Origin of the sequence: Halorubrum miltondacostae (assembly GCF_041379815.1) — an archaeon.
Taxonomy (GTDB): Archaea; Halobacteriota; Halobacteria; order Halobacteriales; family Haloferacaceae; genus Halorubrum; species Halorubrum miltondacostae.
Genome location: NZ_JBEDNY010000001.1, coordinates 399,015 through 412,785, shown reverse-complemented (window position 1 = coordinate 412,785; position 13,771 = coordinate 399,015). Strand labels below are relative to the sequence as shown.

Sequence of the window (13,771 nt, the reverse complement as noted above, 5' to 3'; positions counted from 1 at the left end):
GCGGTCAGTACCGCTCGTCCACGACGCCGGGCTCGTCGAGGTCCGCGACCAGTTCGACGGCGTCGGGCGTCACGATGAGCCGGTCGCCGAGCGCCGCGCGCAGCTCGTCGACGTCGGCCTCGCCCTCGCAGACCACGGCGAGGCGGTCGGTCGTCTCCGGCTGCGACACCTCGACGCGGTACTCGCCGGTCAACCCCTCGAAGCCGGCCAGCACGGTTTCGATGCTCTCCGGGTACACCTTCACGCCCTTGACCTTCAGCCGCTCGTCCGTGCGACCGATGACGCCGTCGGGCAACACGACGGTCCCGTCCCGAACCGCCAGTTCGGCGAGGTCACCGGTCCGGTAGCGCACCAGCGGGATGCCCTCCTTCCGGAGGTGCGTCACGACGACCTCCCCGCGCTCGCCGGCGTCTAAGACCTCGCCGGTGTCCGGGTCGACGACCTCCACGACGGCGTAGTCGTCGCGGACGTGGAGCCCGTCCTCGGCGGCGGTCTCGGCGGCCACGGGCATGATGTGTCGCGTGCCGAAGTAGTCCACCGCCGTGGACGCGTCGAGCGCGTCTTTGACCGCTTCGCGGCGGCCGGGGATCGAGGTGAACGGCTCGCCGGCGCCGACGAAGGTGTCGACCGAGCCGCCCTCCGCGCCGATCTTCAGCGCGAAGCTCGGGTTGCCCACGACGGCGTCCACGTCGTACGCCTCGATGGTCGCGGCGGCCTGCTCGGAGTCGCCGGGCCCGAGCGGGAACACCTCCGCGCCGAGGCGTTCGAGCGCCCGGTGGAGCACGTACCCGGTGCCGAACAGCTCGTAGCCGAACGTGTTGACGACGCGGTCGCCCGGCTCGATGCCGGCGCGTTCGAGCACCGCCGCGTTGGCGGCCGCCTGCCCGTCGAGGTCGTCGGCCGTGTCGAAGACCGGTCGGAGCTGCTCGCCCATCGGCGAGAACGTGACCATCGCCGCGCCGTCGTACAGCGACCCGCTCGGCGGCGCGTCCTCGAAGTCGGCCTCGAGCTCGGCGGCCGTCGTGAACGGGAGGGCGCGGAAGTCGTCCCACGAGTCGACCGCCGCCGGGTCGACGCCCGCGTCCGCGAACCTCTCGGCGTAGAAGTCGCGGTCGGCGACCCGCTCCAGCTGCTCCCCCACCGCCGCAAGTGTACTGTCATCGTACATCGCGTTAACACACGACGATCTGCCACATAAAGCTCCGTCACCGCTGTGGTGACGGTGCGGCCGACGCCCGTGCGGCGAGGCATCGAAGTGGAGACGAGCGGGCGGTCAAAAGAGGCCGAGACGACCGGGCCGTAAACTGCGAGCCGTCGCGTTCAGTACGCGAACGGCCACGTGCGCAAGTACTCCTTGATCTTGCCGAGCCCGGCCAACACCCCCTTCGGCTCAACGGCGAGCACGACGATGATGATGGCGCCGAAGAACACCGGCAGCAGCGCGGTCGCGTTGGTGCCCGTGAGGTCGGCGAGGAAGTTCAGCCCGTCGTTGAGGTAGTCCTGGACGAGCGTGACGACGCCGACGCCGAGCAGCGCCCCCCAGACGCGCCCGAGGCCCCCGAACAGCAACATGACGTAGTGTTCGAGGGTGAGCCCGATCGTGAAGTACTCGGCGTTGATGAAGCCGATCTGGAACCCGAACAGGCCGCCCGCGACGCCGATCATGAACCCGCCGATGGCGAACGCGAGCAGCTTGTTCTTGAACACGTTCACGCCGAGGACGGACGCGGAGAGGTCGTTCTCGTGGATGGCGCGGAACGTCTTCCCGACGCCGGTCCGGGAGAGGTTCAGCGAGAGCATCGCGAAGACTAAGAGGAGCACCAGCGCGAGCAGATACTTGTCGACCGTCGTGCCGAGCGTGCCGACGGACCCGACGAGCCCCACGTTCGAGGGCACCGACTGTGTCGTCCCGCCGTGGATGAAGGCGAGCTGGGAGTTCACAAAGAACCACTCCTCGGCGATGAACTGGAGCGCCAGCGTCGAGATGGCGATGTAGAACCCCTTGACGCGGAACGACGGCAGGCCGAAGCCGACGGCGACCAGCGCGGCGATCAGGCCGCCGACCGCGAGCGCCGGGAAGAGCCCCGCGCCGACGGCGAGCAGCCGGCTCGTGCTGTACGCGCCGATGGCCATGAACGCCCCCTGCGCGAGCACGATCTCGCCGGCGTAGCCGAGGATGACGTTCAGTCCCAACACCGCGATGGCGAAGATGTACGCCTGCGTCAACAGCGTGGTCGTGCCGCCGCCGAGGAGGAACGGCGCGATGAAGGGGATCGGCAGCCCCACGGCGAGGGCGATCTTCTGTGTCCGCCACCGGACCAGCCCCATCCGCGACTCGTAGTCGGTGAAGTACTCACCGCAGGGCATGCGACCACCTCCCGTCGGCCGCGGCCGTTCGAGTCGTCGATACACCGTCGGAGCGCCACGTGGCGCGCGAGCTGTGTCCCGTCATGGTCAGAGCCTCTCGATCCGCTCGGTCCCGAACAGGCCGTACGGCTTCACCAGAATGACGACGAGCAGGAGCACGAGCGGCAGGATCTCGCCGAAGCCCGCGCCGAAGTTGGCCTGGATATTCGTGAACGGGACGTACACCGCGGTGCCGCCCACGAGGTAGTACGACCCGAGCTCTTGGAGGACGCCCACGACGATCGAGCCGATGAACGCCCCGGGGATGCTGTCCAGTCCGCCCAACACGACGGCGGCGAAGATGATGATCCCCGTGTTCTCGATGGAGACCGCCGCCCCGCCGCTCGAGGTCGCCAGCAGGATGCCGCCGATGGCGGTGATGGCGATGGAGAGCGTCCACGCGAGCGCGATGGTGCGCTCGATGGAGACGCCGAGCACCATCGCGGCCTGCTCGTCGCTGGCGGACGCCCGGAGGATCGACCCGGTGACGGTCCGGCGGAAGAACAGCATCAGCACGGCGACGACGACCAGCGCGATGGCGACGGCGACGGCGTACGCCGCCTGTATCGACGTGCCGAGCGGGAGCGCGATCTGGCCGCCGAACGTCAGCGCCCCTGGATACGCCTGCGCGTTCTGGCCGTACAGGAAGAAGATGACACCCTCGAGGATACTGCCGAGCGCCAGCGTCACGATGATCACCGACAACACCGGCTCACCGATGAACTGGCGGAACACGATCCGTTCGAGCGCCAGTCCGAGCAGGACGCCGAGCAGGACCGTCACGAGCACCGCCGCCCACGCCGGTATCGCCGACGGGAGCACGGTGGCCGTGCCGAAGATGACGACCCCGTACGCGCCGACCATCGCGATCTGGCCCTGTGCGAAGTTCAGGACGCCGGTCACCTTGTAGATGAGCGAGAAGCCCATCGCCACGAGCGCGTACAGCGCGCCTAGTCCGAGGCCGCTCAGCGAGATGTCGATGAGCGTGACCCAGTTGACCATCTAGCTCACCTCCAGTTCGCGCTCGTCGTCGAGGACCGGTTGGTCCACGTCCACGATGCGCATGACGCCGTGTTCATCGGACTCTCTGCCGTCTTGATACGTGATCGTGAGTTCCATCTCTATCTCAGTGCTGCCGTCGTACAGGGCCGCCACGAGGTCGCTGTACCGGTCCACGACGACCTCGCGGCGGAGCTTTCCGGTGCGTGTGAGCTCCCCGTCGTCGGCGTCGAACTCCTTGAACAGGAGCACGAACCGCTGGATTGGGTTATCGAGGTCCTCGTTCGTCTCCGCCACGACGCCGCGAAGCAGCTCCAGGACCGGTTCTTTCCGCGTCAGATCGCCGTACCCCGCGTACTGGATGTCGCGCTGGTCGGCCCACTCGGCGACGTTGTCGTACCGGATGTTCAGGACCGCGGTGAGTTCCGTTCGGTCGTCGCCGACGACCATCGCCTCCTTCACGTAGGGATTGAATTTCAGCTTCGTCTCGACGCTAATCGGCGCGACGGCGGTGCCGTCGGTCATCTCTAAGACGTCGTCCATCCGGTCGAAGATCCGGACGTGGTCGTCGTCGGTGAGCGCGCCGAAGTCGTCGGTGTGGAGCCAGCCGTCCTCGAACGCCGACTCGGTCTTCTCCGGCATCCCGTAGTAGCCGGAGGTGACGACCGGGCCGCGCACGAGCAGCTCGCCGCCCGGCGTGATCCCTACCTCGACGTTCGGGAACACCTCGCCGACCGTCTCGACCTGAACGTCGTCGTCCCGGTGCATCGTCACGAACCCGCAGACCTCGGATTGCCCCCAGATCTGTTTGAGCGGGACGCCCATCGCGTGGTAGTACTCGAAGTGGTCCTCGCCGAGGGGGCCGCCGCCGGTGTAGACGTTCTTCGCGCGCTTCAGGCCGATCTTGTCGAGTATCGGGCGGTACGCCACCCAGTAGGACAGCCACTGGGCCCCACGCAGCCACGCCGGGGGCTCCTCGTCGTTCTTGTCGCCGATGACGTACTCGGCGTACTTCTCCCCGATGCTCATCGCCTTGTCGTACACCCAGCCTTTGAACCGCGAGGTGTTCTCGATCTTCGCCTTGACGTCCGCGACCCACGCCTCGTACCGCTTCGGCGACGAGAAGATGATCTCCGGGCCGATCTCGCGGAGGTCCTCCTCCTCGGTCTCGGGCTGCTCCGGGAAGTTCGCGGTCCACCCGGCGACGAACGCGGCCGCAAGGAGGATCATCTGCTCGCCCACCCACGCCATCGGGAGGTACGAGAAGTAGTCCGACTCTTTCGGGAGCGGGTCGATGTCAATGGCCGCGTTGGCGAGGTTCACGAGGTTGAAATGCGAGAGACGGACGCGCTTCGGCATCCCCGTCGTCCCCGACGTGGGCGCGAGCATCGCGGTCGCCTCCGCGGGCACGGTCTGGATCTCGGACGCGAGGTAGTCGTCGGGCACGTCGCCGGACTCGCGGCGTTCGCGGCCGCGTTCCTCGACGTCCTCGTAGGCGACGATCTCGGGGTCGCCCGGCCCGGTCTTCTCGCCGTTCTCGTACCGGAACATGCCCTTGTCGTCCCGGTAGATGATCGTCGACAGCGACGGCACGTCGTCCGAGACGAGGAGGAGCTTGTCCACCATCTCCTGGTCTTCGGCGTACACCACCTCGGGTTCGAGCAGCCGGAGCTGTTTCTCGATATCCTCCGGCAGCATGTCCTCGTAATTCGGGGCCGCCATCCCGCCGAGCGACTGCGCGGCGATCCACGCCCACAGCTGGTGAGGGCGGTTGTACCCGATGGTGAACAGCACGTCCTCGTCGCCGAACCCGTACTCCTCTAACCCGAGCGCGAACCGCTCCACACGGTCGTAGTACTCCTCCCAGGTGAACTCCTGCCAAACGCCGTACTGCTTCCAGCGCAGGGCGATGTCGTCCGGGTGCTCGGCGGCATGGTCGATGAGGATCTCGGGGAGCGCCCGGTCGGAGACGATGGGCACCGACTCGCCCTCCGGCGCGGTCACGACGCGCTCGACGGAGAGCCCCGAGTCGGCCGCGTCGCCCGACGCAACCCCCTTGCTCTCGACGTTGTCGGCCGCCATCTACTCGACCCCCGTGTAGACGCGGGCGACCTCGGGGTCGTCCGTCACCGCCTCTGGCGGCCCGCGAGCGATGACACCGCCCTTCTGCATGACGATCATCCGCTCCGAGACCGCGGTGACGACTTCGAGGTCGTGTTCGATCATCACGAGCGTCAACCCCTCCTCCTCGTGGAGGTCGGTCAGGAACCGGATCATGTCGTACTTCTCGTCGAAGGTGAGCCCGCTCATCGCCTCGTCGAGCAGGAGCACGTCCGGCTCGAGCGCGAGCGAGCGGGCAAGGTCGACGCGCCGCTGGACGCCAAGCGGCAGCGTCGAGACCGTCGTGTGCCGGTACTCCCAGAGCTCGAGGTAGTCGAGGATCTCCTCGACGAACCGCATGTTCTCGGCCTCCGTCTTCCGCCCGGCGCCGTAGTACAGCATCGCCGAGAGCACGTTCGGGCGTTCGGCGACCGCCCGGGTCGTCATCACGTTCTCCAAGACGTCCTCGCTCTCGAAGAGCTCCAACCCCTGGAACGTCCGACCGAGGCCGTGCCGGGCGCGGTAGTGTTCCGGCCTGCCGCTGACCTCCTCGCCGTTCAGGTACACGTCGCTCCCGGCGTCGGGCGTGTAGAAGCCGTTGAGGATGTTCAACAGCGTCGTCTTCCCGGCGCCGTTCGGGCCGACGATGGACACCCACTCGCCGTCGGCGATGCCGAGCTCCACGTCGTCGACGGCAGTGATCGAGCCGAACGTCTTGGTCACGTTCCGGCAGCCGATCGCGGCCTCCTCGGGCGGCACGTGCGCGCCGCTCCTGAGCGACGCCGAACGCGCCTGCGCCTCCTGATCGGCGCTCATCAGGTCCACCTCTTGCGGATCTTGTAATGCCTGATGTCGGTGTACCGGGAGTCCTCGCTGGACGTCCCGAGGTAGAACTCCTTGATCTCCTCGCGTTCGACGAGCTCGTCGGCCGGGTCGTGGAGTTCGATCTGGCCGTTTTCCATGACGTAGCCGTAGTCGGCGATCTCGAGCGTGCGCTTGGCGTTCTGGTCCGCGATGAGCATCGTGATATCCTCCCGCTCGTTGATCTCCACGAGCGTCTCGAAGATGTCGCGGACCAGCTTCGGCGCGAGCCCGAGGGACGGCTCGTCCAACAGGAGGAGGTTCGGCCGGTGGATCAGCGCGCGAGCGATGACGAGCATCTGCTGTTGCCCGCCGCTGGCGTAGCCGGCCTTCAGGTCCATGATATCCTCCAGCTGCGGGAAGTACTCGAAGGCGATCTGGTAGTCGTCCTCGTCGAACTGGAACCGGCGGCCCTGGCGGTAGAGCCCACATCGGAGGTTCTCCTCGACGGTGAGGTCCTCGAACACCCGCCGGCCCTCGAGGATGTGCGTGATGCCGCGCTCGACCATCTCGTTTGCGCCGTCGTTGGTCACGTCCTCGCCGCGCAGGAACACGCGCCCCCGGGTGACCTCGCCGCGCTCGCTCCGCCCGATGCCGCTTATCATCTTCAGGATCGTCGATTTCCCGGCACCGTTCGGGCCGAGCAGCGCGACGATGTCGCCCTCGCTGGCCGACATCGAGACGCCCTGTACGGCGAGGAAGTGCCGGTCGTAGACGATCTCGACGTTGTCGAGTTCGACGACCGGCTGGTCGCCGTCGTCTACCGCGGTCGCGGTCGCTTGCTCGTTGGTCGCCATTACAGTCCAATCCAGGATTCTCGTCGGGGTAGTTCGACGCTGGTGTCGAAGCTCAGGCTTCCGTCGGTGACCTCGAACAGCCGCCCGTTCATCGTCGGGCGGCGGTCTCCCTCCGCGTAGCTGAACGGCTCGGCGAGGCCGAACATGTCGTCGTCCTCGATGCCGAACATGCCCTGCCTGATATTCGGCCCGGTCGTGACGTCGTTCCCGGCCTCGGCGGCGTTCTGCATCCCCTTCAGCGCGAGCAGCGCGTGGATCACGCCGCGCACGTAGTTGAGCTGGGCGACCTCGGGATCATCCATGCTGCGCCCCTCACGCTCGAAGTTCGCCTCGATGATCTCCGCGCCCCGGCCGCCGCTGTCGAGCGCGCCCTGAAAGGTGCGGAACGCGTTGACGTATCGCACACCTTCGAAGATGTCGGGCGACTGCTGGACCACGCGCTCGTCGACGGTGTACGTCAGGCCGCAGACCGTCAGATCGGGGTAGATGTCCTGACGGTCCTCTAAGAGCACCCGCATCGGCGCAGAGGTGTTCTGGTGGATGAGGTAGTCGATCTCCTGGTCTCTGGCCTGTCGGAGCTGCGTGGTCGCGGAGTTGGCGGTCAGCGGGAGGTTGATGTCCGGGGCCACGTCGAGCCCGAGCTCCTCGGCGTACTGCTTGCCGCCCTCCACGGGCGACCGGCCGAACGCCGTGTTCGAGAAGATGAACCCGACCGTCGCCTCCGGGTCGTTGTCCGCGATCCACTTCAGGTGTGCGCGGGCCTGACTGGTGTAATCGAGGTTGCCGAAGAAATTGTACGGGAACTCTTCGGTGACGAGGTTCGCGGAGTACGACGCGGAGACGTACACCACCTCGTCCTCCGCGACGGTGCCCGCCAGCGCCTCAGTGTCGGCGGTGCCCCACCCGATGATCAGCGGCGGCGACGACTCGGAGGTGTACTGCTGGTAGTACTGCTGGGCCTGCGGCACCTCGTAGGCGTAGTCGTTGTTCGGGTGGTCGAGGGTCACGTCGAACAGGTCGTTCTCGTTGATGTACGTGATCGTGTCCCGCGAGCCGATAGCCGTCGGTCGCCCCACGTCGGACGTCGCCCCGCTCTCGTCGTAGATGCCGGGTACCGTGACCGACTCGGCCATGCTCCCGTCGCCACCGCCGCTACCGTCTCCGCTCCCGTCGCCCCCGTCGCCGCCGCCGATACACCCGGCGAGCGCCAGCGTCGCGGCGCCCGCGGTGCCGCTCTTGAGGACGTTCCGCCGCCGGTACAGTCGTGACGAATCTTCTGTGTTATCGTTTGTCATGAGTTCTACCTACTACCGTGAGCTACGTACCACATAATCATTAGGGATAGATTCACCCCCTCGGCGGGCGATTACCCGAAAGCGGAGCGGTCGCGAACGGCGATCGGAGCGGTCGGGTCGCCGAAACAAACAAATGCGAGTGCCGAGACGGCTGGTTCATGTTTACAATTGTCGTGGGCATCGACACGGACGAGGCGCGGGCCGAGACGCAGGCGGAGACGATCGCGTCGATGCCGTTGGAGACGGATGAGGTGACGGCGGTGCTCGTCCACTCGTTCAGCGAGAACCGGGCGGGCGGCACCGTCGAACAGGTCAAGTCCGTTCGGGTCGCACAGTCCCGACTCGAGGAGGCCGGGATCGACGTGACGCCGGAGGGCTACGGCGGCGACGCCGCCAAGGCGATCCTCAACGTCGCCGACGAGCACGACGCCGACCAGATCGTCGTCGCCGGCCGGAAGCGCACGCCGACCGGCAAGGTCCTGTTCGGCAGCGTCACGCAGAGCGTCATCCTCGACACCGAACGACCGGTCCTCGTCTGTAGCGGCGGCGACTGAACCGAGCGCTCGGACCGCACGCGCCGAATCCGGCCGTGTGTGGCCGGTCGCAACTGCGCACCGATCGCCGGTCGGGGTCGGAGCGGGGTTCTCCGGTCCGTCGGGGTGACCGAGGAGTTACCGGGTCCCATCGCAATCAGTTCATAACTGCGAGCGAGTATATCGACCCGTGGTGGCGATGACGAGTCGGTTCCCCCACCGAAAGCAGACTTCTACTAATAGGCACGTGAGTAATGAACGGAATCACGAGCCACTGGACTGCCGGCGAAAATGCGGCAATACTCGCGGCCTGTGGCGAAAATCCGTCAGTTGGGAGCGTTGTGAGTCCGTGAGCAATCGCGTTGTACAAGTTCATATTCGGAGCGAGGCCACCGAGATGAAGCCCGTATAGCAACCCGATACACAGCAGCGTGATTCCAGTGTAGATTGACCACAGAATACGCGCTGTCTCGGCTATTTTCGGCGTCAACTTCTTGCGTTCCGGGCCAGGGGCCTCCACGTCAATTAGTTGAGCCCCGCTGACCGCGAGTTCAGACAGAATAGCGAGCATGAACACGATAATCCCCATTCCGCCGAGCCATTGGGTCATCTGTCGGTACATCAGTAACGCGTGAGAGTGTCGCTCGAAAGCAATTCTCTCCCGACGGGGTTCTTCTAACCCGGCAGAGTCGAAAGCTGTGATATAAAGGCCGGGCCGGGGGGTTACTTTTCGCGGACGATCAGCAGTGGATCTGTCGATCTATCTATGACTTCATCTGTCACATCACCGAGAATACGATCGGTCAGTGACGGTTGCGATTCACCGACGATCAGGAGATCGTAGTCCTCAGAGGCGTCCACGATAGCGGTCGCGGTCGAGGTATCACGCTCCAAGCGCCAGTCAACACGCGAGGGATCGATTCCTTCAGTCTCTCCAACCCGATCGCAGGCTCCGCGGACCAGCAGTTCGCCGCGAGAAGCCTCGTCATCTGACCCTGCGACATTGAACAGGGTCACCGAGGCATCGCTTTCGCGGAGCAGTACGCCGACAAATCCAAGGATTCGGTCGAGATTACCGTCACCGCGGAGGGGAACGAGAATGCGATTGAGTGTATCCCCGACGTCGCCCGGGGTGAGGACGGCATCGACCTGATACTCAGCAGCGATATTATCGATCGTTTCTGATCGGTCGTGAGTGAATACGACTACAGAGTCTACTCCGGCACCACGCTCCGCGAACCGGTCCGCTACCGCGTCGACGGCATCAGTCGCTTCCTCGCCGAATTGGTCTCGCGCTTGGTCCGCCGCCGTCTGATCGGGGATGGTATAATAACCGAGGACGACCAATTGATGCGGACTCAACAAATCCACAAGCGCACGCGGCGGTTCCCCCACGTCACTGGCGTCAAGAGGAACGAGAATCGTCGGTTCCGAGATTTGCTTAGACATTGGTGTTCACGTAACGGGGCAGTACATCACCAGGGAAGTTAGTGATATCCCTTCTGTAGGGAAATTTCGGAGATTGGACGCTCGCGTGATCGGATCTGATAGTTGGTTCTATTTCTTGTAAGGTGGCCCACTGAATTGATGTCTGTTTGTTGTTGCTATAGATGCGCATAACATAAGTTATCAGATATGGAACAGAGTCAAGCGACAAACACCAATATGAAACAACCCGTTGCGAGTAACAGCCGGTAATTCAATCGAATCTACTGTTCGAACGACAAAGAATGTCGAATGTTCGAAACAAATGATTTATCATTATTTCCACTGTGTTTGCTGATAGTGTCAGAGACGTCGGATTCCGGTAGCCAGGGAGAACTCGACCGGACGATTGGCCTCGCAGGCGCAGTAACGATCGGGACCGGGACGATGATCGGTGCGGGGATCTTCGTTTTTCCCGGCCTCGCCGCAGGGCGGGCCGGACCGGCTGCGGCAATCTCGTTCGGGATTGGGGCTGTGATTGCGCTGCTAGTCGCTCTCCCAACGTCTGAACTCGCGACTGCGATGCCCCAGAGCGGCGGCGGGTACTACTTCATCTCCCGAGGGCTTGGAACGCTCCCGGGAGCGATCGTTGGAATCGGCCTCACGTTTGGACTCATGTTTGCCTCGGCGTTTTATCTCGTCGGGCTCGGTGAGTATGCCGCTGAAATTCTTGTTGAGGCAGGTATCGTCAGTACAACCTCTGTCTCAATTGGTCCAATCAACCTAGTTCTCCTGATCGGAGTCGTCGCTGGACTCTTGTTGGCTGGATTAAGTATCTTCGGGACTGAAAACACCGAATCACTCCAAAATGCTGTTGTCGGCTTTCTCCTAGCAATCCTCGCAGTTTTTCTCTCTGTTAGTGGTCTCGACCTCCTCGGCGTCCGAGGGTCGTCACGAATCCCTGCGGAGTTCGCACCGGAGGGCTTTGCCCCGATCCTTTCGACTGCTGCGCTCGTGTTCACCTCGTATCTCGGCTTCGCTCAGATCGCCACAGTCGCAGAAGATATCGTCGATCCGGATCGCAACCTCCCACTCTCAATGGTTGGGTCGGTCGTGCTGGTCGGGGTTCTCTATATCGTGACGTTGCTAATTGCCGGCAGCACGTTCGAGCCGAGTGTGATCGGGCCAATGGGCGAGACAGCTATTGTCGAAGTGGCTCGCGAGTACCTCGGATTTCCCGGCGTCGTTGTCATCCTCATTGCCGGGTTACTGGCGACCATCTCCTCGGCAAACGCATCGATCTTGAGTGCGTCACGTGCGTTGTACGGGTTAAGCTCTGATGCGCTCGTTCCGAAGGCAGCCGCGCGCGTCAACCGGGAGTATGGAACGCCTCACTTCGCGCTTTCGTTCGTTGGTGGAGTGACTGTCGCACTGGTTGCCACCGGCCGGACAGAGGTACTCGCCGAGGTAGCCTCGTTTCTCCATCTCATTATGTACGGACTCATCTGCGTCGCGCTTATCGTGATCCGACGGAGGGAACCGACCTGGTACGATCCCGCGTTCAGGTCTCCCGGATATCCCGTCGTTCCAGCGGTGGGTGGTGTAGCCAGCTTTGCGCTGATTGGGTTCATGCAGCCGCTCTCACAGATCTTGGGTGTTGTATTCACGTTCCTCGGGGTTCTTTGGTATTTGATCTATGCGAGAGATATTGAGCTTAAAGATCAGCTCGGGTAGTCCGAACGTCCGAACTATTGACTCCGCCCAGCTGCCGCTTCTCTATCTAAGTGTATAGCGTTAGTCCTCACGATAGAATTTAACGCGACTCACATCACGGTCAGTTTATAACCCCCAATGCGGTAATCCGGATGTGGTGGCCATGACGATCCGTTACCCCCTCTTAGCCCCTTGTGATGAAGACCTTCCACCGAGCCACCACCTCTAAGCACTGAGCGACAGGTGCGGTTGGTAATCAAGCAAATTCTATTAGTAGTTCTGGACTCTCTCCCACCGAGCTGCTTGTGACGACAGGTTTCGACCGAGCCGTTCCCACCCGCGCCAGCGACGCGACCGTTCGGCGATCTGAATGTGCGTCGACCCGACGCAAAGCGGCGTCGCCCGCGGAGCGCGGTGAAAGTTGTTCAACGACGTGACGTCCGCCCGCTGTCGGGCGGTTTCGAGGCGAAAAGAGCGGGTCGGACCGGGGCGGTCGAACCAGGGTGCGTCGAGCGCTCAGTACGAGGCGGCGCGCTTGTCGAGGCCGGCGGCCTCGATGTCCTCGCCGTCGACGGAGGTGCGGAGGACATCCATCCCGTCGTCGCGGTCGACGTCGAAGTTGCGCGCGTACAGGTCGTCCAACCGCTCGTACTCGGCGTCGGAGATCGGCGGCACGTCGCTCGCGGCGCTCCACTCGGCGATGTCGTCGCCGTCGCGGAACGTCGGCGTGACGGAGGCGACCTCGTCGTGGGCGAGCAGCCAGCGGATCGCGGCCTGCGCCATCGTGCGCGTCCCCCCGGCTCCGTCCGGGTCCTCGAGGAAGCGGATCGCATCGACCTTCTCCCACCCGGTCTCGTACCACTCCTTCGGACGGTGCGAGCGGTGGTCGCCGTCCTCGAGGACGGTGTCGGGCGTCACCTGCTCGTTGAGCAGGCCGGAGGAGTGCGGGACGCGGGCGATGACGGAGGTGTCCGAGTCGCTCTCCCGGATCGCGTCCACGAAGTGGCGGCCGGGCTCCTGCTCGAAGAGGTTGAACACGGTCTGGACCGCGTCGAACTCCTCGTACTCGACGGCGGCGTCGCCCTCGGCGAGCCAGCCGATCGAGGGACCGAGCGCCCAGCCGAGCGCGCGGACGCGCCCGTCCGCCTTCCACTCGCGGAGGAGGTCGCGCACCTCCGGCGTCACCTCGTCGACGTTCGCGTTGTGGAGCTGGAGCACGTCGACGTAGTCCGTGTCGAGGCGGTCCAGCGAGGCCTCGAACGCCTCGGTGAGGTACTCCTCGTTCAGCTCCTTCGGCAGCTCGCCGTGGCCGGCCTGCGGGTTGTCGTAGAAGTCGTAGCCGATCTTCGTCGACAGCGTCACCTCGTCGCGGCGGCCGTCGATCGCCTTCCCGATGATCGTCTCGCTGTCGCCGTGGCCGTACACGTCGCCGGTGTCGACGTAGGTGACGCCCGCGTCGAGCGCCCCCTCGACCATCCCGACCGCCTGCTCATCCGAGCGGTCGCCCCACCAGTCCGTGCCCACGACCCACGCGCCGAAGCCGATCTCCGAGACCTCGACGCCCGAGTTACCGAGTTCGCGGTGTTCCATACGTCTCAATTGGCGGTCTGGACACTTATCGGGCGCGGTCGGTCTCGGCGCG

The 13,771-nt window shown here is 64.5% G+C and carries 11 protein-coding genes and 1 pseudogene; 2 read left to right on the top strand and 10 right to left on the bottom strand.

What is annotated here, in order from left to right; genetic code table 11:
• Positions 1-4: 4 nt before the first annotated feature.
• The 7 genes from ABNG04_RS02205 to ABNG04_RS02175 form a co-directional block, all read right to left on the bottom strand.
• Positions 5-1,168, bottom strand: coding sequence for a phenylacetate--CoA ligase family protein (locus tag ABNG04_RS02205; protein WP_371159655.1), 1,164 nt, complete (start codon positions 1,166-1,168; stop codon positions 5-7).
• Positions 1,169-1,320: 152 nt separating this feature from the next.
• The gene (locus tag ABNG04_RS02200) at positions 1,321-2,367 is read right to left on the bottom strand and encodes a branched-chain amino acid ABC transporter permease (RefSeq protein WP_371159653.1); all 1,047 of its coding nucleotides are present in this window, start codon (positions 2,365-2,367) and stop codon (positions 1,321-1,323) included.
• 87 nt (positions 2,368-2,454) lie between these two features.
• Positions 2,455-3,408 (bottom strand): branched-chain amino acid ABC transporter permease, encoded by a 954-nt coding sequence (locus tag ABNG04_RS02195; protein WP_371159651.1) that lies wholly within the window; start codon positions 3,406-3,408, stop codon positions 2,455-2,457.
• Positions 3,409-5,487, bottom strand: coding sequence for an AMP-binding protein (locus tag ABNG04_RS02190; protein ID WP_371159649.1), 2,079 nt, complete (start codon positions 5,485-5,487; stop codon positions 3,409-3,411).
• Positions 5,488-6,321, bottom strand: coding sequence for an ABC transporter ATP-binding protein (locus ABNG04_RS02185; RefSeq protein ID WP_371159647.1), 834 nt, complete (start codon positions 6,319-6,321; stop codon positions 5,488-5,490).
• Positions 6,321-7,163 (bottom strand): ABC transporter ATP-binding protein, encoded by an 843-nt coding sequence (locus tag ABNG04_RS02180; RefSeq protein WP_371159645.1) that lies wholly within the window; start codon positions 7,161-7,163, stop codon positions 6,321-6,323. The genes ABNG04_RS02185 and ABNG04_RS02180 overlap by 1 nt, the downstream gene beginning before the upstream one ends.
• Positions 7,163-8,458 carry an ABC transporter substrate-binding protein gene (locus ABNG04_RS02175; protein ID WP_371159643.1) on the bottom strand — a complete coding sequence of 432 codons (1,296 nt, stop codon included), beginning with the start codon at positions 8,456-8,458 and terminating at the stop codon, positions 7,163-7,165. Before ABNG04_RS02175 ends, ABNG04_RS02180 begins: the two co-directional genes overlap by 1 nt.
• A 158-nt stretch (positions 8,459-8,616) precedes the next feature.
• Between ABNG04_RS02175 and ABNG04_RS02170 the strand changes: the two genes are divergently transcribed.
• Complete coding sequence (locus ABNG04_RS02170; RefSeq protein ID WP_371159641.1) at positions 8,617-9,012, top strand: universal stress protein; 396 nt, start codon at positions 8,617-8,619, stop codon at positions 9,010-9,012.
• 205 nt (positions 9,013-9,217) lie between these two features.
• On the opposite strand, the pseudogene ABNG04_RS02165 reads toward ABNG04_RS02170, so the two are convergent.
• Positions 9,218-9,646, bottom strand: a pseudogene (locus ABNG04_RS02165) (potassium transporter TrkG); the annotation flags it as partial.
• 68 nt (positions 9,647-9,714) lie between these two features.
• Positions 9,715-10,440, bottom strand: coding sequence for a universal stress protein (locus ABNG04_RS02160; RefSeq protein ID WP_371159639.1), 726 nt, complete (start codon positions 10,438-10,440; stop codon positions 9,715-9,717).
• Between the two features lie 336 nt (positions 10,441-10,776).
• Here ABNG04_RS02160 and ABNG04_RS02155 point away from each other — a divergent pair, with 336 nt between their 5' ends.
• Positions 10,777-12,150 (top strand): APC family permease, encoded by a 1,374-nt coding sequence (locus ABNG04_RS02155; protein WP_371159637.1) that lies wholly within the window; start codon positions 10,777-10,779, stop codon positions 12,148-12,150.
• 495 nt (positions 12,151-12,645) lie between these two features.
• Here the strand turns inward: ABNG04_RS02155 and ABNG04_RS02150 are convergent, their stop codons facing one another.
• The gene (locus ABNG04_RS02150) at positions 12,646-13,719 is read right to left on the bottom strand and encodes an aldo/keto reductase (RefSeq protein ID WP_371159635.1); all 1,074 of its coding nucleotides are present in this window, start codon (positions 13,717-13,719) and stop codon (positions 12,646-12,648) included.
• Positions 13,720-13,771: the final 52 nt, after the last annotated feature.